Annotated in this window: 18 protein-coding genes; 14 read left to right on the top strand and 4 right to left on the bottom strand. The window is 71.1% G+C overall.

Features of this window, described 5'->3' with window-relative positions; genetic code table 11:
• Positions 1–51 precede the first annotated feature (51 nt).
• Both JOF43_RS01875 and JOF43_RS01870 read left to right on the top strand, forming a co-directional pair.
• Positions 52–270 (top strand): hypothetical protein, encoded by a 219-nt coding sequence (locus JOF43_RS01875; RefSeq protein WP_209898304.1) that lies wholly within the window; start codon positions 52–54, stop codon positions 268–270.
• A complete protein-coding gene (locus JOF43_RS01870; protein ID WP_209898301.1) occupies positions 267–1,418 on the top strand; it encodes a ThiF family adenylyltransferase in 1,152 nt (383 codons plus the stop codon). Before JOF43_RS01875 ends, JOF43_RS01870 begins: the two co-directional genes overlap by 4 nt.
• Before the next feature lie 120 nt (positions 1,419–1,538).
• Here the strand turns inward: JOF43_RS01870 and JOF43_RS01865 are convergent, their stop codons facing one another.
• From JOF43_RS01865 to JOF43_RS01850, 4 genes are all read right to left on the bottom strand, one after another.
• Positions 1,539–2,546 (bottom strand): NAD-dependent protein deacetylase, encoded by a 1,008-nt coding sequence (locus JOF43_RS01865; RefSeq protein WP_209898297.1) that lies wholly within the window; start codon positions 2,544–2,546, stop codon positions 1,539–1,541.
• Positions 2,547–2,749: 203 nt separating this feature from the next.
• Positions 2,750–3,376 carry a DedA family protein gene (locus JOF43_RS01860; RefSeq protein ID WP_209898294.1) on the bottom strand — a complete coding sequence of 209 codons (627 nt, stop codon included), beginning with the start codon at positions 3,374–3,376 and terminating at the stop codon, positions 2,750–2,752.
• Between the two features lie 99 nt (positions 3,377–3,475).
• On the bottom strand, positions 3,476–5,599 hold the full coding sequence (locus JOF43_RS01855) for a hypothetical protein (protein ID WP_209898291.1): 2,124 nt from the start codon (positions 5,597–5,599) through the stop codon (positions 3,476–3,478).
• The gene (locus JOF43_RS01850; protein ID WP_209898288.1) at positions 5,596–6,888 is read right to left on the bottom strand and encodes an ABC transporter substrate-binding protein; all 1,293 of its coding nucleotides are present in this window, start codon (positions 6,886–6,888) and stop codon (positions 5,596–5,598) included. Before JOF43_RS01850 ends, JOF43_RS01855 begins: the two co-directional genes overlap by 4 nt.
• 508 nt (positions 6,889–7,396) lie before the next feature.
• Between JOF43_RS01850 and JOF43_RS01845 the strand changes: the two genes are divergently transcribed.
• The 12 genes from JOF43_RS01845 (at position 7,397) to JOF43_RS01790 (ending at position 22,553) form a co-directional block, all read left to right on the top strand.
• Positions 7,397–8,698: an ABC transporter substrate-binding protein gene (locus tag JOF43_RS01845; protein ID WP_209898285.1), complete on the top strand. Its 1,302-nt coding sequence runs from the start codon at positions 7,397–7,399 to the stop codon at positions 8,696–8,698.
• A gap of 89 nt (positions 8,699–8,787) precedes the next feature.
• Positions 8,788–9,726: a carbohydrate ABC transporter permease gene (locus JOF43_RS01840; RefSeq protein WP_209898282.1), complete on the top strand. Its 939-nt coding sequence runs from the start codon at positions 8,788–8,790 to the stop codon at positions 9,724–9,726.
• Positions 9,719–10,633, top strand: coding sequence for a carbohydrate ABC transporter permease (locus JOF43_RS01835; protein WP_209898279.1), 915 nt, complete (start codon positions 9,719–9,721; stop codon positions 10,631–10,633). The genes JOF43_RS01840 and JOF43_RS01835 overlap by 8 nt, the downstream gene beginning before the upstream one ends.
• 154 nt (positions 10,634–10,787) lie before the next feature.
• Positions 10,788–12,251 carry a Gfo/Idh/MocA family protein gene (locus JOF43_RS01830; protein WP_209898276.1) on the top strand — a complete coding sequence of 488 codons (1,464 nt, stop codon included), beginning with the start codon at positions 10,788–10,790 and terminating at the stop codon, positions 12,249–12,251.
• A complete protein-coding gene (locus JOF43_RS01825; protein WP_209898273.1) occupies positions 12,248–13,423 on the top strand; it encodes a Gfo/Idh/MocA family protein in 1,176 nt (391 codons plus the stop codon). Before JOF43_RS01830 ends, JOF43_RS01825 begins: the two co-directional genes overlap by 4 nt.
• Before the next feature lie 4 nt (positions 13,424–13,427).
• Entirely contained in the window at positions 13,428–15,995 is a 2,568-nt protein-coding gene (locus tag JOF43_RS01820; RefSeq protein ID WP_209898270.1) for a glycosyl hydrolase, read from the top strand.
• Positions 15,996–16,214: 219 nt separating this feature from the next.
• Positions 16,215–17,333, top strand: a complete 1,119-nt coding sequence (locus tag JOF43_RS01815) for an ABC transporter permease (protein WP_209898267.1) — start codon at positions 16,215–16,217, stop codon at positions 17,331–17,333.
• A complete protein-coding gene (locus JOF43_RS01810) occupies positions 17,330–18,259 on the top strand; it encodes an ABC transporter permease (RefSeq protein WP_209898264.1) in 930 nt (309 codons plus the stop codon). Before JOF43_RS01815 ends, JOF43_RS01810 begins: the two co-directional genes overlap by 4 nt.
• Positions 18,259–19,407, top strand: coding sequence for an ABC transporter ATP-binding protein (locus JOF43_RS01805; protein ID WP_209898261.1), 1,149 nt, complete (start codon positions 18,259–18,261; stop codon positions 19,405–19,407). Before JOF43_RS01810 ends, JOF43_RS01805 begins: the two co-directional genes overlap by 1 nt.
• Positions 19,400–20,497: an ABC transporter ATP-binding protein gene (locus tag JOF43_RS01800; protein ID WP_209898258.1), complete on the top strand. Its 1,098-nt coding sequence runs from the start codon at positions 19,400–19,402 to the stop codon at positions 20,495–20,497. The genes JOF43_RS01805 and JOF43_RS01800 overlap by 8 nt, the downstream gene beginning before the upstream one ends.
• Complete coding sequence (locus JOF43_RS01795; protein ID WP_209898255.1) at positions 20,494–20,745, top strand: hypothetical protein; 252 nt, start codon at positions 20,494–20,496, stop codon at positions 20,743–20,745. Before JOF43_RS01800 ends, JOF43_RS01795 begins: the two co-directional genes overlap by 4 nt.
• On the top strand, positions 20,742–22,553 hold the full coding sequence (locus JOF43_RS01790; RefSeq protein ID WP_209898252.1) for an ABC transporter substrate-binding protein: 1,812 nt from the start codon (positions 20,742–20,744) through the stop codon (positions 22,551–22,553). The genes JOF43_RS01795 and JOF43_RS01790 overlap by 4 nt, the downstream gene beginning before the upstream one ends.
• Positions 22,554–22,588 lie beyond the last annotated feature (35 nt).

Genomic DNA, 22,588 nt, shown 5'->3' with positions numbered 1-22,588 from the left:
GCAAGGACCCCGTCGCCGGCCCGCGACGGAGCTTCCGGGAGCTCGCCCCGCGTGACTGCCGTCTCGGCCGCGGGCGAGGTCCTCGATCTCCCAGCCGGCCTCGGCTCCCGGGACCTGCATGCCCCGTCAGTCGGCTCCCCGGCCGATGTCTCCGGCGCCGGCAAGGTGCTGCGCCGCGCCGAGGAGGTGCGTGCGCTCGCCGTGGAGGTCGTCGCACTCCCCGCCGCGACCTCCGCGGGCGGCCAGGGGGACGAGGGGGCAGCGTCGTGACCCTCCCCCCGCTGGTCGATCCCGGCCCCGAGCTGACGCCCGCCCAGATCGACCGCTACCGCCGCCAGATCACTCTCGCCGCGATCGGCACGCTCGGCCAGCGACGGCTCGGCGCCGCCCGCGTGCTCGTCGTCGGCGCCGGAGGATTGGGCACCCCCGCGCTGCAGTACCTCGCGGGGGCCGGCATCGGCACCCTCGGCATCGTCGACGACGACGTCGTGGACCTCTCGAACCTGCACCGCCAGGTCATCCACGGCACCGACGTGCTGGGGGCGCCGAAGGTCGACTCCGCTGCCGCCGCTGTGCGCCACCTGAACCCCGAGGTCATGGTCGAAACCCACCGCGTGCGACTGACCGCCGAGAACGTCGTCGACCTCGTGCGCGGCTACGACCTGGTGCTCGACGGGGCGGACAATTTCACGACCCGCTACCTCGTGGCCGACGCCAGCGAGATCACCGGCGTGCCCGTCGTGTGGGGCGCCATCCTGCGCCACCACGGCCAGGTCAGCGTGTTCTGGCCGGGTCGCGGCGCCCACTACCGCGACGTGTTCCCCGAGCCCCCGGCTCCGGGCGAGGCGCCGTCCTGCGCCGAGGCCGGCGTGCTGGGGACCCTGCCCGGTGTGCTCGGCACGATCATGGCCTCCCAGGTGATCCAGGTGGTCACCGGCACCGGTGAACCCCTCGTCGGCACCCTCGCGCTGTGGGACGAGGCCACCAGCTCGACCCGTTCGCTGCGGATCGAACGCGACCCCGAGCGGGCGCCGGCGACGAAGGTCGAGGTGCCGGCCGCCGCGGATCCCTCCGGTCGCGTGGGCGGACCGACGGCCGACGAGACCGTGGACGTGCCCGCCCTGCGTCACCTGCTGCCCACGGGCGTCACGCTGATCGACGTGCGCGAGCCATGGGAGACCGCGGCCGGCACCATCGACGGCGCGCTGACCATCCCGCTCGGCGAGGTCCTCGCCCGCGGCGCCGAGGTGCTGCCCGGCGGGGTCGGCGGCGGCGAGGTGGTCCTGTACTGCCAGGGCGGAGTGCGCTCTGCGCAGGCGCTGGAGCATCTGCGCCCGGCGTGGAGCGGTCGCGAGGGCCACCTGCGCCATCTCGCCGGCGGCTACGCCGCGTGGGTCACGGCCCCGCCGGAGGGGTGAGAAAGTCCGAGGGGCGCCCGGGGCGGCACCGGACCGGCCGGCTCGTCCTTTCGTCACCCGCTGAGGCGGCCCGCTGTCCCGGGGCGCCAGGTCCGTCGATCCGGTGGGGTGAGGCCGCGTTCAGTTCTCCGCGGGCACCCACGCCGCCAGCACGTCCTCGAGGCGCCCGTGCAGGCGCAGCGTGGCGTCGGGGTCGGCGCGGGTGGGCCCGTCGTTGAGGATCACCACCGGTGTGCGCCGCCGTCCCGCTGCCCGCACGAACCGCAGCCCGGACTGCACGGTCAGGCTCGAGCCGAGCACCAGCAGCACCTCCGCGCCCTCGACGGCGGCGTAGGCGCTGGCCACGACCTCGCGCCGGGCGGACTCCCCGAAGAACACCACGTCGGGCTTGAGGATCCCCCCGCACAGCGGGCACGGCGGATACCGGAAGGAGCTGGTGCGGTCCACCTCGGCGTCCCCGTCGGGTGCTTGGGCGGCGTCGGCGGCGAGATCCGGCAACCGGGCGGCGAGCTCGGGGTTCATGGCGAGCATCCGGGAATGCAGGGCGGCGCGGGAGGAGAGGGCGTCGCAGCGCTGGCAGCGCACCCGGTCGAGACGGCCGTGCAGGTCGATCACCGGTGCGGACCCGGCGGCCTGGTGCAGCCCGTCGACGTTCTGGGTGATCACCGCGGTGGTGGAGAAGGTGGACTCGCCGAGGGCCGCCAGCAGGCGGTGGGCGCGGCCGGGACGGGCCCGGTGGAACTGCTCCCAGCCGACGGTGGAGCGCGCCCAATAGCGGCGCCGGGCCAGGTCATGGCCCATGAACTCCTGGTAGGTCATGGGGGAGCGGGGCACGGCGTCGCGCCCGCGGTAGTCCGGCAGGCCCGACCCCGTGGACATGCCCGCACCGGTCAGGACCGCCACCCGGCGACCGGCCAGCAGCTCGAGGGCGTCGGCGACCTCGTCCTGCGGACTGCGGCGCCCGTACTCGGCACCGAGCATCGGGCCCCAGGCCGTCATCCGCGGGCCGCCGCGGGTCGGGCCCGGTCCGTCCAGCGGTGCCGTGGTGGCCGTGGAGAACCAGCGGCCGACGTCGGCCGCCACGTCTGCGCGTGCCGGTTCCGAGCCAGGCTGCACCTCGCTGCTCATTCCTCGAGCGTAGGCGCTGCGGGCCGCGTCCCGGTGCGCTGGCCGCTCGGCCCTTCGCGAACCGACCGTGCCATGGGGGCCGTGCCGTGCATCGTGCGTCCGGTGCAGTGTGTGTCGCGCCGTACCCCACCGATGCCGTGCGCCGGGCCCCCACTTCGACCTGCGCCGCCGGTCCCGGTTCCCGGCTCGTGGCGGCGGGGAGCTCACCGGTCGCCCGTCGCCGCGCGCGACCGTCGAGCGCGCAGGCGCCGGGTCACGAACCCGATCGCGGCGAGGACCCCCAGAGCCGCGACCAGCAGGGAGTAGATCCGCACGAAGCCCTCGAGCAGCTCCCCGCCGGAGAGCCCGAACCAGTAGCCGGCGATCACGAACACCGCATTCCAGATCCCCGAGCCCAGCCCCGTGGCCAGGGCGAACAGGCCTACGGGCATCCTCTCGATGCCGGCTGGGATCGAGATGAAGGTGCGCACCATGGGGACGAAGCGGGCGATCGCGACCGCCGGGAACCCGTAGCGCGCGAAGAATCCCAGCGCCGCGTCGACGTCCTCCTGCTCCAGCAGCGGGATCCGGCGGATGAGCGCGCGAGTGCGGTGGAGCCCGAGAGCGCGGCCGACGGTGTACACCCCGAGCCCGCCGAGCACGGACCCGGCCGTGGTCCACAGGATCGGGACCAGCACATGCTGCCCGTTCTCCGCCGCGGAGACTCCCGCGAAGGGCAGCAGGATTTCCCCGGGGACCGGCGGGAAGAGTGCTTCGGCGGCGATCACCAGCAGAGTGCCGGGACCGCCGAGGAGCTCCATCAGCGCAATGGCCCACTCGGTGACGTCCACGCCTGCCTCCGTCCGCGAGCTCCGCCGGTGCAGGGCACGCTAGCCAGGCGGGGTGGCGCGAAGGTGAACGAGACGTGGCGACCGGGCCTGCCCGACTGCTCAGTCGTCCCGGATCGGCGCCGGCAGCGGCAGGATCCCCTCGAACCGGGCATCCCACCGCGCGGGCAGCCCCGGCGTGCTCGGGCCCTCGTCCCAGCCTGCTGCCATCAGCGCGAGGGTGGTGAGAGTGCCGCCGTTCGCCGGCAGGTAGGCGGGCAGGCCAGGGCGCTGCGGGAAGTGCCCCGCGCCGTCGCAGCGGTTCTTGACCGTCGGCAGCAGCAGGGCGTCCACCGCCGTCTCGGGTCGCTGGAGGCGGGCCGCCGTCATGGCCAGCGCCGGGTAGTCCCAACCCCAGGTCGACTCCCAGTCCCAGTCGGCGAGCGCGTCCTCGAGCGCCCGTCCGGCAGCGTCGTGCGGGACCGTCCCGGTCGGGGGCACCATCCCGTATGCGAGCAGGTGCGAAGGGTGGTCCGAACGGTCCATGCCGGGCCCTGCCCGGAAGGTCGTCAGCTCCCCGTCGCCGGTCAGCGGCGGGTGGAGCCGGCGGGCGATCGCGGTGAGCTCGCCGGCGCCGCGGGCTCCGCGTCGAGCGCGCCAGCGGTCGGCCACGCGCAGGGCCCAGGCGACGTACGCGAGCTCGAAGGACGCATCCTGCAGCCGGGCACGGTCGGCGACGTGCCGCTCCTGGGCACCTATCAGCGGTGGGCCGAGGCCGAAGCCGTCTCCGTCGGGCCGCAGCAGGTCGACCAGGCACAGGGCGCTCTGCTCCACGATCTCGACCAGCGCCGGATCGGAGACCGCGGTGGGGTCCGCCCGTCGCAGCAGCTCCGCCAGATGGATCGGATGGGGCTGCTGCCACAGCAGGAACGGTCCGATGTCGCTCGGGGACTCGCACAGGTCGGGGCCGATCTGCTTGGGCCAGCGAGCGCCGCGGCAGCCCTGCCGGCGTGCCGTCTCCCGCGCCACCGGCAGCGCGGCCGCGTAGAAGCCCAGGCTGCGGCGCAGTGACGCGGCGTCACCCCACAGGGCGAAGTGCGCGGCGTGCCACCAGTGCATCTCGAGGTGGAACTTCCCGCGCCACGAGTTCGCCAGCAGTCCCGTCTCCGCCGGTGGCAGCACTCCGGCGGCGTGCACCCGCTGGATGTACCGCGAGAGCACGGCCCGGCGTTCGAGCTCCGCCGCCCGCGGGTCCGCGGCCCGGGACAGGTCGAGCACGCCGGTGCTCTCCCAGTGCTCGGACCAGAAGCGGGACGAGCGCTCTCGCAGGCCCGCCCCCGTCAGCGGGGCACCGCGCCGTGGCGGGGCGCCGGCCCCCGGCAGGCCCTCGCCCGGCGGGAGGGAGAGCGCCGGGGCCTCAACGGGCACGAGCTCCAGGACGACATCGAGAGGTCCCGGTGCGGTGCCCTCGGGCCTCCGCCCATCGGCCGCATCGGTCCTCGCGGGCCGCAGACGCACCTCGTGCTGGGCCGCCGGCTCCATGGCGGCACCGCGGACGAGGAGGTCGTAGGCCAGGTCATCGAGGTGCCGGTGGATCCGGTCTCCGTCGCAGCACGTGGAATGGGCGTCCGGCTCCCGCCAGCTCGCCGCGCGGTCCCAGGCCGTGGTGCCGTAGGGGAAGGTCAGGGCGAGATCCAGGTCGGGGGCGTCGACGGTGATCGCGATCGCGGCCCGCTCCGGATCCGCGGCCGTGGTCACCGTGCAGGGCCGCCCCCGGTAGCGGAAGGTGGAGCGGATCGTGCCGCTGCACAGCTCCAGGTGCTGCGTCGCCCCGGTGATCTCCGCGGCCGTCGGGGTGGCCCCGGTGCGCCGATCCACGAGCGCGAAGCGCAGGAGAGACACCTTGTGCGGGTTCTCCCGGAACCATGCCGCCCCCGGCCCGGGGTCCTCCGTCCCGCCGGGCAGGTCCATGTACCACGCCTCCCCGCGGGGCGAGGAGTACGGATGCAGCAGGGATTCCCACGACTGCGGCGCCTCGGTCGGCATCGTGTGCCAGCCCCACTCCGCGAGCGTGTTGATCCGGGTCTCCTCGCTGCCGGGGCCGGCGAAGGTCTGGGTGCCGGTGCGGTCCACACCGGCCGCGAAGCTCCCGTTGCCGACGGAGAGGATCGCGTCGTCCGCCGCGGTCAGGTGGGGATCATGGCGGGAGACGACAGCGAGCCGGTCCAGCGGGGTGCGGCCGTTCATCCGGTGACGGCGGCGACGGCGTCGTCGTGCCAGGCCCGGGCCGCCTCCTGGGCGGTCGCGTCCCCGAACAGCACCGCGTTCTGGTGGCGCGGGGTGATCTCCTCGACCGCGGTGGAGCCGGCCGGTCCGATCCAGGTGGGCTTGAGCTCCATCTCGCCGAGCGCCGAGATGTACTCGACCTCTCTGCGGGCCGGGTCCGTCAGCTCGGGAAGGATCGCCTGGCGCACCGCCTCGATCGCGGGGACCCCCCGATCGGTGAGGAACAGCTGGGCCGCCTCCGGGTCACTGACCAGGAAGTCCACGAAGGTCGCGGCGGTCTCGGGCGCCGACGTCCGCGCGGAGATCGTGTAGAACTGCGAGGACTGCAGCCACACGCCGCTCTCGAGCGATTCGCCGGGAACCTTCACCACCTCGAGGTCCGCCCCGGAGGCGTCCGACAGGGTCGTCAGCGAGCTGGACCAGGTGAGCATGAAGGCGGCGAGGCCGCGGCCGACGAGGGTCCGTTCGGGGCCGACGTCGGCGAGCTCGACGAGCTGGTCGGCGTCGGGGGAGGCCCCGGAGTCCACGAGCAGCTTCGAGAACTCGAAAAAGGACTGCACGGTCTCCGCATCGACCCCGATCGTCCCGTCCTGCGTATAGAGGATCTGCCCGTGCTGGCGGGCCCACAGGTCGAGCGAGTCGTGGGTGAACACCTTCCCGGACCCGAAGGTCCCCTCCGGGGAGTTGTCGCTGACCGCGGTGGCGGCCTCGGCGAAGTCCTCCCAGGTCCAGGTCTCGGGGTCCGGGAGCTCGACCCCGGCGGCCTCCAGCACCGCACGGTTGACGATCATGCCCGGGGCGTTGATCCCGGTGGTCACGGCGACCTGCATGCCGTCGACCTGCCCGTTGCTGCGCGCCACCTCGTCCATCTCCGACAGGTCCAGGACGTCCTCGACCGTGCCCAGGTCCAGCAGCACGTCGCGGGCCGCGTACTCGGCGGGATAGGCGCCGCCCATGGTGATGACGTCGGGCTCGTCCCCGGCGGCGACGGAGGTGGCCAGCTTGTCGAAGTACCCGGAGATGTCCGCCGGCTCGCCGCTGATCTCCACCTCGGCATTCTTCCGCGTGAACAGGTCGATCGCGGCACGGGTGGTCTCGGCCCGCTCCGGATTGCCCCACCAGGAGAAGCGCAGGGTGCCATCGCCCTCCTCCCCGCCGGAATCGCGCGAGGCATTGGGGCCGCACGCGGCGAGGGCAGGGAGTGTTCCAGCGGCGGCGAACAGGGTGAGAGTGCGTCGGCGGGTGATCATCGTCGATCCTTCCGGTGGCCTCACCGTCGCGGATGGGCGACGGCCGACTGGCGCACAAAGCTGAGTCGTTTCAGGATTAGTTTCCGTGGCACACTAACCCCGGCGCAGCAGTGCGCACAAGGGTGTTCAGGCACTCCGACGACGGCCCTCAGGCACGCCTGGAGCGGGCCGCACACCACGACGTTGCTCTGCAACGTTGCATAACCGGGGTGGAGCGTGACGCACGTGTGATGGCGATGGGTTGACAGGAGGCTCGCCAAGCGCTTTCCTGAGGGGCATCGTCTTGCGGTCGACGCCGGTCGCGGACGACGGGCACCACAGTTTCCGGTACCCGGAATGAAACCTTTCATCGTGTGGGCGGCGAGCGGGGCCACCCGTTCCGCACCGCTCAGGGCGGATCCGCCGTCCAGGGCTGCCCCGGCGGCCCGCACACCTCCCGGGGTGACCACCGAGGTCGCCCCCGATTATCACCTCGCTCCCGCTGCACCCCTGGATCAAAGGAGATCTGATGTTCACTCGACGCAAGGCGCTCGCTCTCGGACTCGCAGCCCCCGGGCTCGCCGGACTCGCGGCCTGCGGCCCGAACACCGCCGGCGGCTCCGGTGGCTCCGGTGAGGAAGGAGCCGGCTCGCTCCGGCTCGCGTGGTGGGGCAATCCCACCCGTGACGAGAACACCAAGAACGTGGCCGAGGCCTACAAGGAGGTCGAGCCCGAGGTCACCATCAGCCTCGAGCCGGGCGAGTGGAGCGGCTACTGGGACAAGCTCGCCACCCAGACAGCCGGCGGCGACTTCCCCGACATCGTGCAGATGGACGAGAAGTACCTCGCCGAGTACGCCGAGCGCGGCGCCCTGCTCGACCTGGCCGAGGCCGGCCTGGACACCGCGGACTTCGCGCCCGGCTCGGTCGAGGTGGGCGAGCTGCCCGACGTCGGACTCGCCGCCATCAACGCCGGGCTCAATGCCTTCGCGTTCCTCATCAACCCCGTGGTGTTCGAGGAGGCCGGGGTCGAGATCCCCGACGACTCCACCTGGACCTGGGAGGAGCTCCTCGACACCGCCGTGACCATCACGGAGGCCACCGGGAAGGGCACCTACGGCATGACTCAGATGGGCATGATCCAGGGGCTGTTCCAGGTCTACGTGCGCCAGTCCGGACAGGACCAGTACAAGGACGGCGCCGCCGGCTTCGATGCGGCGACCGCGACCGCGTGGTTCGAGCTGGCCAAGAAGATCCAGGACTCCGGGGCCGGGCCGGGCGCGAGCGTATCGGTCGAGGACTCCTCACGCTCCATGGACCAATCGCTGTTCGCCACCGGGAAGGTCGCCATGACCGTGGCCTGGTCGAACCAGGTGGTGGCCCATGACGTCCTCGTCCCCGAGGGTGTGGTGGTGCTGCGCCCGCCGTCGATGACCGGCTCCGCCGCGGACGTCCAACTCTGGTACAAGGCGTCGATGTACTGGGCGGTCTCCTCCCAGACGGCGAACCCCGACGACGCCGTGGCGTTCGTCGACTACCTCGTGAACTCGCCGGATGCCGGCAAGATCCTCTCGGTCGAGCGCGGGGTGCCGGGCAACCTCACGGTCCGCGAGGCGATCGTGCCCGATCTCGACGAGGCCGACACCAAGGCCGTCGACTACCTCGAGTCGATCGAGGAGGAGCTCGGTCATGCCCCCGAGATCACGCCGCAGGGCGGAGGCCAGTTCGAGGACATGCTGACCCGCGCCACGGAGGAGATGCTCTTCGGCGAGCTCACTCCGGCCGAGGCCGGCCAGCGCTTGCTGGACGACCTGGCCTCGGCCCTGGGCTGAGGCGTATCCGTGCCGCGTCGCGGTGCTGCGACGGGGAGCGATCCCCCTCGGGCCCGCGTCGTGCATCCATCGAAGAAGGGAGCAAGCCTATGAGTGCGGTGGGAGAACTCACCGAACTGGTGTCGAACCGCAAGAAGGGCGGTGTGAAGGAGAGACATCCTGACAACAAGGCAGGGCTGGCGTTCATGCTGCCCTGGCTGCTGGGGTTTCTCGGTATCACGCTGATCCCGATGATCGCGTCGTTCGCGCTGGCGTTCACCGATTACAGCCTGCTGGCTCCGCCGGAGTTCACGGGACTGGCGAACATCAAGGAGATGATCGGTGACTCCCGATTGCACAACTCGTTGGTGGTCACCTTCATCTACGTGTTCGTCGGGACCCCGCTGCAGCTGATCATGGCGCTGCTGCTGGCGGTGGTGCTGAACCAGGGCATCAAAGGGCTGTCGTTCTACCGTTCGGTGTTCTACCTGCCCTCGCTGCTGGGCGGTTCGGTGGCGATCGCGATCCTGTGGCGCCAGATGTTCGGTGCCAACGGTCTGATCAACCAGGTCGGGGGGATGCTCGGGTTCGAGAACCTGCCCGGGTGGGTGTCCAATCCCGATACCGCGTTGGGCACGATCATCCTGCTGCACGTGTGGACGTTCGGCTCGCCGATGATCATCTTCCTGGCGGGTCTGCGGCAGATCCCGGAGATGTACTACGAGGCCGCCAGCGTGGACGGCGCCTCGAAGGTCGCGCAGTTCTTCCGGATCACGATTCCGCTGCTCACGCCGATCATCTTCTTCAACGTGGTGCTGCAGGTCATCAACGCCTTCCAGTCGTTCACGCAGGCGTTCGTGGTCTCTGGCGGCACGGGTGGCCCGTCGGACTCGACGATGTTCTACACGCTGTACCTGTACCAGAAGGGTTTCACCCAGTTCGACATGGGATACGCCTCCGCGATGGCGTGGCTGCTGCTGATCATCGTCGGCATCTTCACCGCCATCAACTTCTTCGTCTCCAAGTTCTGGGTGTTCTACGATGACTGATCTGCAGAGCCGACCGAACCCTGCCGCGGCCACCGGTGGCGCGGGCGCCGATGCCGGCGTGCCGGTGCATCACCGCCCCAAGCGCCTCGTGCGTCGCACCGTGCGACACGTGGTGATGATCATCGCGTCGATCGTGATGATCTATCCGCTGCTGTGGATGGTGGTCTCCTCGTTGCGTCCGAACGACGAGATCTTCCGCAATCCCAGCCTGTTCCCGATCAGCTTCGACTTCTCGAACTACGCCCGGGGGTGGGAGTCGCTCGCGCAACCCTTCTCCCATTACCTGATCAACTCGACCCTGCTGGTGCTGGGCTGCGTGATCGGCAACCTGGTCGCGTGCTCGCTGACGGCGTACGCGTTCGCGCGGCTGAAGTTCTGGGGCCGCAACGTCGCGTTCGCGATCATGCTGCTGACGCTGATGCTGCCGATCCACGTGGTGATCGTGCCGCAGTACATCATCTTCAGCCAGACCGGCTGGGTGAACACGATGCTCCCGCTGATCCTGCCGAAGTTCCTGGCCACGGACGCGTTCTTCGTGTTCCTCATGGTCCAGTTCATCCGTGGCATCCCCAAGGAGCTGGATGAGGCGGCCCGTATCGACGGCTGTGGCCACTTCCGGATCTTCTTCCAGGTGATCCTGCCGCTCATGCTGCCGGCGCTGGCGACCACCACGATCTTCACCTTCATGTGGATGTGGAACGACTTCTTCGGCTCGCTGATCTACCTGACCACTCCGGAGAACTTCACGGTGCCGCTGGCGCTGAAGTCCTTCCTGGACACACAGGGGTCCTCGGACTGGGGCGCGATGTTCGCGATGTCCGTGGTCTCGCTGGTCCCGCTGTTCCTGGTGTTCCTGTTCGGCCAGCGGTTCCTCATCAAGGGCTTCGCCACCACGGGCATCAAGTAGCCCCTCGTCACGGCCCGTCGTTCTCGGCGGCAGGCGGTGCGGAGTCCGTGGTCCCCGCGCCGCCGCCGCTGAGCGTCGGGCTCCCGCTGTGCTCACCGTCCCCCCACTGTGTCCCTTCACTGCTCAGTCCGTCCCGTCCTCATCCAGGAGAGTCATGCCTACCCGCTATGCCCTGATCGGTTCCGGCCATCGTGCCCAGATGTATCTCGACGCGATCGCGGGGCCTCATGCCGATGTCGCCGAGCTGGTGGCGCTGCTGGATGTGAACCCGGCTCGCCGCGAGTTCCACCGCGACCGCATGGCGGCCTTCGCCGAGGTGGTGCTGGCAGGGCCGGAGCAGCTCGAGGACGTCATCCGTGACCAGCGCGTGGACCGGGTCATCGTCACCAGCGTGGACCGCCTCCACGCCGAGCACGTGGTGCGGTCGCTGGAGGCGGGGGCGGACGTGATCGTCGAGAAGCCGCTGACGATCGATGCGCCGTCGGCCCGTGCGATCCAGGACGCGATCGACCGCACCGGTCGGAGGGTGGTGGTGACCTTCAACTACCGTTACAGCCCCCGCAACACCGCGCTGAAGCAGGTCATCGCCTCCGGCGAGATCGGCGAGGTGGTCTCGGTGAACTTCGAGTGGGTGCTGGACACCCAGCACGGCGCGGACTACTTCCGCCGCTGGCACCGCGACAAGACCAACAGCGGCGGACTGTTCATCCACAAGGCCGCCCATCACTTCGACCTCGTGAACTGGTGGATCGCCGACACCCCCGTACGGGTCTACGCCCGGGGCGGACTGCGCTTCTACGGCCAGGACAACGCGAACGCCCGCGGCCAGGCACCCCTGCCCGAGCGCGGCACCCACGACGGCCCGCACGATCCCTTCGAGCTGGACCTCCGCTCGGACGAGCGGCTCGAGGCGCTCTACCTGCAGGCGGAGCAGCACGACGGCTACCGGCGCGACCGCTCCGTGTTCGAGGACGGCATCACCACCGAGGACAACCTCACCGCGATCGTCGACTACTCCGGCGGCCCCGTCCTGACCTATGCCCTCAACGCCCACAGCCCGTGGGAGGGATACCGGGTCGCGGTCAACGGCACTCGTGGCCGCGCCGAGCTCGAGGTGATCGAGCGGGCCGAGGTCATCGCGAAGGACGAGGACGGCGCGCCCTCCTCCTCGCATGTGGACCCCAGCGCCGTGGCCGTGGCCACGGCCGATGCCGGGATCCGGGAGCGCGGTGAGCACCTGGTGGTCCAGAAGCACTTCGAGCCCGCCCGTGAGGTGGAGATCCCCGAAGGGGTGGGAGGCCACGGCGGCGGCGACGCGCTGCTGCTGCGCGACGTGTTCGTCGGCCCCGTCCAGGACGAGCTGGGCCGCCCCTCCGACCACCGCGACGGACTGCGCGCCGTCGCCGTGGGCATCTGCGGCAACGAATCCCTCAGCACCGGAGCACCCGTCGACGTCACCACCTTCCTCGGCCTGGACCTCGCGCGCGCGGAATGCGAGGACGCGGGAGCCCCGAGCACCTCGAGCACCTCCCGCTCCGCCCCCGCCGCCGAGCACGGCGACACTGAGCACGGCGACGACGAGCCCGCCGGCGCGGAGCGGTCCGGGGCCGCCCGGTGACCGGGGAGCCCACGCGGATCGCGCTGATCGGGACCCGCGGCTTCGGCGCGGTGCACCTGCGGGGCCTCGAGCGTCTCGAGGCCGCCGGCACCGCCCGTCTGGTCGGCGTGGTCGACGTGGCCGAGCCGCCCGCGGGGCTCGCGGAGATCCACCATCGCAGCCTCGGCGACCTGCTGGCCACGGTGCCGGCCGAGGACCGCCCCGAGATCGTCGTGATCGCCACCCCGATCGACACCCACGTGCCCCTGACCGCCGAGACCCTGGCCGCCGGGCTCGACGTCCATCTCGAGAAGCCACCGGTGCCGGCACTGACCGACCACGACGCCCTGCTCGAGGCCGCCCGGACCGCCGGACGCGCGGTGCAGGTCGGCTTCCAGGCCCGCGGCGGCGCCGGCGTGGACGTGCTGCGCGAGGAGGTCGCCGCCGGGGTCTTCGGCGAGGACGTCACGGTGCGGGCCTACGGGGCCTGGCGTCGGGACCGCGCCTACTACCGGCGCTCGCCCTGGGCGGGCAGGCGCCTGTTGAACGGCCGCCGGGTGGCCGACGGGGTCGCCACCAACCCGCTCGCCCATGCCGTGCACGCCGCCCTGGTCATCGCCGGCATCCAGGAGGTCTCCGACGTCGGCGCGGTCACCACCGAGCTGCGACGTGCCCACGACATCGAGGCCGACGACACCACCTTCCTGCGGATCGACCCGGCAGGGGAGGGGCCCTCGGTGCTCTGCGCCCTGACCACCACCGCGCCCGAGCAGTCCTCGCCCTGGATCGAGGTCACCGGGTCGGCCGGGAGTCACCGCCTGCACTACACGGACGACGTCTCCGTGCGCACGGGTCCCGACGGCACCACGACCGAGCTCTCCCACCAGCGCCGTGACCTGATGGGGAACCTCATCGCCCATGTGCGCGACCGCGAGGTCGAGCTGCTGACGCCGCTGGGGAGCACCGGGGCCTTCAGCGCCGTCCTCGAGGCGATCCAGTCCGCACCCGACCCGACCCCGATCACCGGGGACGCGGTGCACTGGCACGGCGAGGGCGAGGCCGCCCATCCGGTGGTCGAGGACATCGAGCAGGTCCTCGCGGCCGCCCTGGAGCGCGGCCGGCCCTTCAGCGAGCTCGGCGTGAGCTGGGCCCACCCCGAGGCGGTCCGCACCTGGACCCCGACGGAGGCCTGACCCGATGACGGCGAACAGCACGGGCACCGCGAGCGTCGCCTCGGCCCGCGAAGCATTCCTCCGGCCCGACCCCTCGGCGCGCCCGATGATGCGCTGGTGGTGGTTCGGGCCCGACGTCGAGTCCGCCGAGATCGACCGCGAGCTGCGCGCCATGGCAGATGCGGGCCTCGGCGGCGCCGAGGTCGCCTTCGTGTACCCGTTGGCCGAGGGAGCCGACGAGTTCCTCTCCGCGCGCATGCTCAGCCCTCTGCGCCATGCCGCCGAGACCGCGCGCGACCTGGGCCTCCGATTCGACGTCACGCTGGGCAGCGGCTGGTCCTACGGCGGCTCCCACATCGGCCCCGAGCACGCCTCGAGGTCCCTGCACTGGGAGCGTCGTGACATTTCGCCTGCGGCTCTCGAGGTGCCCGTGACCACGCCCTGGCCGGGGGACGAGCTGGTCGCCGCCTACCTCGGTGACGGATCCCCGCCCTCCGGATGGGCCCACCTCCCGACGGAGGGCGGGACGCTGCGCATACCCGCCGGCCGCGGTCCCCGCACCGTGCTGCTGGCCTGGTCCCGCGTGACCGGACAGCAGGTCAAGCGGGCCTCGGCGGGCGCCGAGGGTCCGGTGCTGGACCACCTCTCGGCCGAAGCCACCCGTCACCACCTCGAGGTCGTCGGCGAGAGCCTGCTCGAAGCGGTCCCCGCGGACCTGCTGGGATCGGTCTTCTGCGACAGCCTCGAGGTGTACGGCGCGAACTGGACGCCGCGGTTCGCCGAGGAGTTCGCCTGCCGTCGCGGCTACGACGTGCTGCCGCTGCTGTACCGCCTGCGCGTCGACGAACCGGGTTCCGCGCGGCTGCGGCAGGACGTCGGCCGCACCCTCACCGAACTGGTCGAGGAGAACTTCGTGGCCGTGTGCCGGCAGTGGGCCCACGAGCACGGGGTCGCCCTGCGGATCCAGGCCTACGGTGAGCCGCCCGTCACGCTCAGCTCCCAGCGTCTCGCGGACCTCATCGAGGGGGAGGGCTGGGGCTGGAACGGCCTGCCGCAGACGCGCTGGGCCTCCTCCGCCGCCCAGCTGCACGGCCGCGAGGTGGTCTCCAGCGAGATCTGGACCTGGGTGCACTCCCCGTCGTTCCGCGCCACGCCGTTGGACCTCAAGGGGGAGGCGCACGAACACCTGCTGCTGGGCATCACGCACTTCGTGGGCCACGGCTGGCCCTACTCGCCGCCGGACGCCCCGGGCCTGGGCTGGATGTTCTACGCCGCCGGGGCGCTCGATGACCGCAACCCCTGGTGGCCCGCGATGCCGGAGCTGAGCGCCTATCTCACGCGCCTGTGCTGGCTGCTGCGGCACGGCGAACCGGTGGCCGAGGTGAAGCTCTACCTCCCCAGCGCCGACGTCCGCGCCGAGCACGGTGAAGGATTCGACCTGTGGCGCGCCTGCCGCGACCGCATCGGCCCCGAGATCCCCGCCGCGATCCGCCGCGCCGGCCACGACCTCCAGCTGGTCGACGACGATGCGCTCGCCGTCCTGGCCCCGCAGGAGGCGCCCGTCGTGGTGCTCCCCCTCGTCACCGAACTGCCGGAGCCCGCCCGGGCATGGTGCGACGCGGTGCGCGAGGCCGGGGGCACGGTGATCTCCCTGGACTCGCCGGCGTATCGAGGGACGGTCGCCGCGGACGCCGAGACGTTCCCGGCAGTGCTCGCCGATGCCCGTCGGCCCGATGCCGCCCTGGAGGGCGACGACGGGGAGGTCGGAGTGATCCATCGCCGCCTGGCCGACGGTGACCTGTACTTCATGGCCAACACCGGGGCCGAGCAGCGCACCTTCCGGCTCACGCCCCGATCAGGTGGCGGCACCGTCGAGCAGTGGGACCCGCGAAGCGGGGAGATCGCACCCGCGGCACGGGACGGCGAGGCCCTGGTCCTCACGCTGCACCCGTACGAGGCGAGCGTCCTGGTCGCCACGGATCCGGCATCCCACGAGGAACCGGCCCCGGTCCGCGAGGAGCGCCTCCTCGGCACTCGGCGGCTCGAGGGGCCCTGGCACTTCGCGGCCGGGCCCGCGTCGCCGCAGCGGGTGTCCGTCCCGGTCTCCCTCCCGCACCGGTGGGAGGCCGAGCTGAGTGAGCCCTGCGACGAGGGCACCTACGAGACCGTTGTCGACCTCGGCCCGGACCCGCTCACCCCCGGAGAGCGATTCGTCCTCGATCTCGGCCCGGGCCGGCCCCTGGCGCGCTCGCCCCACGACCCCAAGAGCTATCGCGCGCTCCTGGCCCCGCCGGTGCGGGAGATCGCGGTGGTCACGGTGGACGGCCGGGATGCGGGCGTGATCTGGGACGCCCCGCACCGGATCGATCTCACCGACGCGCTGCACCCCGGGGCGAACACGATCCGCCTGCTCGTGCGCACCACCGCCGCGGAGCAGGTGGCCGCCGACCCGCATCTCGGCGACATGGTGGCCGCGGCCCATCGGGCCTACGGCCGACGCTTCGATCTCCAGGACCTCGACCTCGCGCTGGACCAGGTCGAGTCGGGACTCCACGCCGTCCCGGTGCTCCATCGCTTCCGCCACAGCGGATGATCGCCACCTGACCAGCATGTTCTCCGTTCCCGCTGTGCCCGGTCGAGCCCTGGAGCGGTGCCGCAGGTCGCCGTGAACCTGTCCGGACAGGAGCGCGATCGTGAGTGTTCGGACCGGGTTCCGCGCAGATTTGCTCGAATTGTGACCCGCGTTTCGATGTGCAGGCGGTCACATCGTCGCTAGAGTTTCGCCGAGCACCGTCGCTTGTCGAGGAGAGCAATGACCGCTGACGTTCCGACCTCTGCGGCTCCGCCGGAGTCCGCGGCCCCACCGGGGACCGCCGCACCGCGACGCCCTGCGGCGTCCCTCGGGCACAGGATCTACCACTCCTTCATCCTGCGTCGACTCCTGCGGTCGGTGTTCGTGGTCTGGGTGGTCGCCTCCGGTGTGTTCCTCATGGTGCGGCTGCTGCCGGGGAACCCGGTCGACGTCTACATCAACCAGCAGATCGCCCTGTACGGCAAGAGCTACGAGCAGGCCGCGGCCGAGGCCAGCAACTTCTTCCGCTTCGACCCCTCCACACCGATCTGGCGGCAGTACCTCGACTACCTCGGCGGACTGCTCCGCGGCGACATGGGGAGCTCGATCGCGACGCCCGGGGTCACGGTGATGGACAAGATCGCCCAGTACCTCCCGTGGACGCTCTACAGCGTCGGGATCGCGCTGCTGATCTCCATCACCGTCGGCCTGATCCTCGGGATGATCATGGCCTACCGCCGCGGCGGGATCATCGACCACGCGGTCTCGATCATCGGCAGCGGATTCCACGCGATCCCCAACTACCTGCTGGCGATCCTCATCGTGGTGGTCGGTGCCGTGCAGCTCCAGATCATCGACTACACCCGGATGCGCGGCAACGTCTCGCCGGGTGTGGACGCCGAGTTCTCCCTGCGCTTCCTCTCCGACATCGGGTACCACGCGACGCTGCCGATCATCACCTACGTCCTGACCACCGTGGGCACCTGGGCGCTGATCATGAAGGCCTCCACCACGCAGGTGCTCGGCGAGGACTACGTGACCGTCGCGAAGGCGCGAGGCCTCAAGGAGAGCCGCATCCAGGCCCATTACGTCGGCCGCAACGCCCTGCTGCCGCTGATCGCCCAGATCGCCACCCAGGCCGGATTCATCGTCGGCGGCGCCATCTTCGTCGAGCAGACGTTCTCCTACGAGGGAATCGGCCTGCTGCTGTTCGAGTCGATCAACACCCGCGACTACCCCACGATCCAGGGGGTGCTGCTGGTGGTGACCATCACCGTCGTGCTCGCGAACCTCGCGGCCGACTTGATCAATGCCGCGCTCGATCCCCGGATCCGGCTCGGCGAGGGAGGTGCCTCATGAGCGCCGACGCGCCGCCCGTCCCCACCACCGCGGCCGCGACGGTCCCCCCGCCCGCGACCGGCAAGGCCGCCGGGACCAGCCCGCTGCGCCGCCTGCTGAACGAGCTGACTCGCAGCACGTCCGGATTCCTGGGCCTGTGCCTGGTGGTCGCGATCCTGCTGTTGTCCCTGGTCGGCCCGCTCGTGGTCGGCACCGAGGTCCCCGGCGATGCGAGCCGGGCCTGGGAGGCCCCCAGCGCCCAGCATTGGCTGGGCCTCGAGGGCACCGGCAAGGACACCCTCCACCTGCTGGTGATCGGTGGCCGGACCGTGCTGATGGTCGGATTCCTCGCGGCCGCCATCACCACGGTGATCGCAGTGGCCATCGGCTCCCTCGCCGGCTACTTCGGCGGCCGTTTCGACGCCGCGATGCTCCAGCTGACCGACATCGTCATGACGGTCCCGCAGATCGTGCTGCTGGCCGTGGTCGGTGCCTTCTACAGCCTCGACTCACCCATGCTGCTGGGCGTCATCATCGGCGTGCTGACCTGGCCGGTGCTGATGCGCTCGATCCGTGCCCAGGTGCTCTCGCTCAAGGAGCGCGAGTTCGTCGAGGCGGCGCAGTTGCTCGACGTCGGCTGGGTGCGCGTCGTCTTCGGCGAGATCGTCCCCAACATGGCCAGCTACATCCTGATCAACTTCATCATCGCCGTCACCAACGCGATCTACGCGATGGTCGGCCTGTACCTGCTGGGCCTGGCCCCGCAGAAGGGCACCAACTGGGGAATCATGATCAACGACGCGTGGACGAAGGGCGCGATGTTCAACCCCGACGCGGTGGCCTACATCGTCGCCCCGGTCACGATGATCGTGCTGCTCCAGCTGGGCCTGATCCTCCTGACCCGCACCCTCGAAGAGATCCTCAACCCCCGACTGAGGGACCGCTGATGCCCGCGATGACGCCCGACCCCGCCTCGCCCGTGACCACGACGACGGACCCCACGGCGCCCGGACCGACCACGCCCGACCCCGCGGCGCCGGATCCCACCGGGCCCGCCGCCGACTCTCCCGTGCTGTCCGCGCGCGACCTCCAGGTCGCCTACCGCACCGGCAAGAACACGTCGGTGCGCGCGCTGCGCGGGGTGAGCTTCGACCTCTACCCCGAGTCCTCCCTCGCCCTGGTCGGAGAGTCCGGCTGCGGCAAGACCACCCTCGGGCTCGCACTGCTGCGCCTGCTGCCCACCCTCGGGGAGATCACCGGCGGCTCGGTGACCTTCACCGGCGAGGACGGCCGCGCCCGGGACGTGACCGCGATGACGCAGAACCAGCTGCGGCGATGGCGCTGGTCCGAGGCGGCCATGGTGTTCCAGGGCGCCCAGAACGCCTTCAATCCCGTGCTCACGATCGGCCAGCAGATGGCCGAGACGCTGAGCGACCACGCGCAGGGCCGGCCGGGCCGGCGCGAGATCCTCGAGCGCTCCGCCGAGGCCCTGCGCTCGGTGCGGCTCGAACCCCGACGGGTGCTGGGCAGCTTCCCCCACGAGCTCTCCGGGGGGATGAAGCAGAGGGCGCTGATCGCGACCGCCCTGCTGCTGCGCCCCCGGCTGCTGGTGCTGGACGAGCCCACGACGGCGCTGGACATCCTCACCCAGCGCACCGTGATCGACCTGCTCGCGGAGCTGCGCGCCGAGTTCCACTTCGCGATGATCTTCATCTCGCACGACCTCGCGCTGGCCGCAGAGCTCGCCGACCGGGTGATCACCATGTACGCCGGGACGGTCATCGAGACCGGTTCGACGCAGGACATCTTCTCCGCCCCGAAGCACCCGTACACCTCCAAGCTCATCAACGCGGTGCCGCCGGTGAGCGGCGACCTGCCGGAGCTGGCCTCCATCCCCGGCGCCCCGCCGTCCCTGGCGACCCTGCCCCCCGGCTGCGCCTTCGCCCCTCGCTGCGAGCTCGCCACCGACGAGTGCCTGCAGGCCGAGCCCGAGCTGATCACGCTCACCGAACGGCCCGCGGACATGACCCACGCCGCGGCCTGCATCCACCACGACCAGGTCCACCACGAACGGAAGGTGATCGCGCGTGCCTGAGACCGCCCCCGATCCCGCGCCCCGAGCCGCCACGGACGCCCCTGTCGGCTCCCCGTCGGCCGCCGCCCCGCTGATCGAGCTCGACCACGCCTCCCAGGTCTTCCACGTCAAGGGCAAGGACCTCCCGGCGGTCTCGGACGTCTCGCTGAGCGTGGGAGAGGGAGAGGTGCTGTGCCTGGTCGGCGAGTCCGGCAGCGGGAAGACCACCACCGCGCGCCTGGCCGCCGGGCTCGCCTCCCCGAGCTCCGGCAGCGTCCGGTTCGAGGGAAAGGACCTGGCCGAGATGACGCGGGCGGAGCGGCACGAGTACCGGCGTTCCGTGCAGTACATCCACCAGGACCCCTACGCCTCGCTGAACCCGATCCGCTCCGTGCACAGCACCCTGTCGATCCCGCTGCGCCGCCACGGGCTCGCCCGCAGCGCCTCCGAGGTCGACGAGCGGGTCGACGAGCTGCTCACCACGGTCGACCTCACCCCGCCGGAGAGCTACCGCGCGAAGTTCCCCCACCAGCTCTCGGGCGGCCAGCGCCAGCGCATCTCCGTGGCGAGGGGCCTGACCCTCTCGCCGCGACTGCTGATCGCCGACGAGTCGACCTCGATGCTCGACGTCTCCATCCGGGTGAGCCTGCTGAACATGCTCACCCGACTGCGCACCGAGGAAGGCGTCGGCTTCATCTACATCACCCACGACCTCGCGCTGGCGAAGTACTTCGCCTGGGCGGGCCGCACCGCGGTGATGTACCTCGGCAAGATCGTCGAGGTCGGGCCCACGCCGCAGGTGATCAACACTCCCCAGCACCCCTACACCAAGGCGCTGCTGGAGGCGGTGCCCGAGCCGGACCCGGAGCGGGCCCGGCAGAAGAAGGCCGGGGGTGGGCTGCTCAGCGCCGACATCCCCAGCCTCTCCGACCTCCCCAGCGGCTGCTCCTTCCACCCGCGGTGCCCGCTGGCCGAGGACCGCTGCCGCGAACGCATCCCGGTGCTGCAGTCCTCGCCCGCCGCCCCGCCCCAGGACGTCGCCTGCATGGTCGTCACCGACCCGCAGCCCGCCGCCGCCGGGACCGGCGATCCAGGAGGTGCGCGACCGTGATCGACACCGCCACGCGCGCACTGCTGTCCCTGGGCTGCTTCGTGGGGGTCGGTGCCGCCCTCATGCTCCCTCTGACGGAGGCCGGCACCGGGGAACGGATCGTGAGCATCCTCGCGCTCCTGCTCGGACTCGGCATCGTCGTCGGCTCCGTCCTCGCACGACGACTCAGCTCCCGACGCCGGCATCGCGACGAGGCGATCGCCGATCTCACCGACGACCCGGTCGTCACAACCAAGGAGAATCCATGAGCACCACCTGGAGTCGACGCGACATCCTGAAGGCGGTCGGCCTGACCACGGCCGCAGGAGCAGGTGTCGCCGCCTGTTCGCCCGCCACCCCCGAGGGCGGCGGAGGCGGAGGGGGCAGCACCGCCTTCCACGGCGCCTGGCCCTTCATGCCGCCGCCCGAGGGGCACTTCAACTTCGCCGGCCTCCCCTATGCGGGCGTGCCGACCAGCATCATCGGTGACGGCCTCTACCGTGACCTGCTGGTCCCGCCGGCGGCCCTGTGGCTCTGGGCGGAGGAGAAGTGGGAGTACCTGCTCGCGGAGTCGCACGAGCTGGACGCCGAGGGCGGCACCCTCACCCTGACGGTCAAGCCGGGGCTGACGTGGTCCGACGGCTCGGATGTCACCTCCCAGGACTTTCTGACCACCTTCTACCTGCAGTTCATCCAGCGCTCCCCGGCCTGGGACTTCATCACCAGCCTGGAGGCGCCCGACGAGACGACCGTCGTGGTCGGTTTCGAGGACCCGCCCGCGGTGCTCGAGCGCTACGTGCTCAAGAGCAACATCATCTCCACCGCCCAGTACGGGGAGTGGGCCGATCGCGCCAAGGCCATCGTCGATGCCGGCGGCTCGATGGACGAGGGCGACGGCGAGGAGCTGGGCACCGAGTTCCAGACCTTCAAGCCCGAGAACGTCATCGTCTCGGGGCCCTACGACTTCGACTACGACACCATCACCAACACCGAGCTGACGCTGGTGCGCAACGAGTCCGGCTACGGGGCCGACAAGGTCACCTTCGACACCGTCGTGCTGTACGCCGGGGAGACGACCGAGGTCACCTCGCTCGTGCAGTCCGCCGACGTCGACTACGCGACCCACGGCTTCGCCCCGGCCTCGGAGGAGCCCTTCGAGGCCGCCGGCTACACGATCCTGCGACCGCCGGTGTACTCCGGGCCCGCGCTGTACCTGAACCAGGACCAGTTCCCGGAGTTCGCCGACGTCCGCACCCGGAAGGCCTTCGCCTACCTCATCGACCGGGAGATCAACGGGCAGATCGCCCTGGCCGACTCCGGCAAGGCCGTGGTCAACATGGTCGGTTTCTCCGACAACTTCGTCGACAAGTGGCTGACCGACGAGGTCAAGGGCAAGATCGACACCTACGAGCAGGACCTGGAGAAGGCGACGCAGCTGCTGCAGGAGGCGGGCTGGACCAAGGAGGGCGAGGTCTGGAAGACGCCGGAGGGCACGGAGGCCTCCTACGAGATCCAGTTCCCGGCGACCTTCGCGGACTGGTCGGCCTCGGGCAAGAACATCGCCGAGCAGCTCTCGGAGTTCGGCATCCCGGTGACCGCGCGCGGGCTCGACGACAAGCAGGCGCCGATCGACATCGACAAGGGCAACTTCCAGATGGCGATCGAGGCCTGGGGCTCCTCGGCACATCCCCACCCGCACTTCTCCTTCGTGCAGGACCTGTTCGTGCACAACATCCCGATCGCCAAGAACCAGGGCGGCAAGGGCTACGCCTTTCCGCTGCAGAACGTGGAGACCTCCGCCGGGACGGTCGACCTCGAGAAGCTGGTGACCCGCTCCGGGCAGGGTCTGGACGTCGAGGAGCAGACGAAGAACGTCTCCGTCGCGGCGCTGGCGTTCAACGAGCTGCTGCCGATCATCCCGATCTTCGAGCGGTACGGGAACAACCCTGCGCTCGAGGGGGAGCGGGTCCAGGGCTTCCCGGAGCCGGGGGACCCGATCCTGGAGAACGCGCCGTATGCCGACAACTTCGTGGTGCTGAAGATGTTCCGCGGGGAGATCACGCCCGTCGAGGAGTGAGGTGGGCTCCCGACATCTCCCCCGATCGGAGTGGG

Origin of the sequence: Brachybacterium sacelli, from assembly GCF_017876545.1 — a bacterium.
Taxonomy (GTDB): Bacteria; Actinomycetota; Actinomycetes; order Actinomycetales; family Dermabacteraceae; genus Brachybacterium; species Brachybacterium sacelli.
Note: the sequence above shows the minus strand (reverse complement) of the source record. Positions and strands in the feature narration are given on the sequence as shown.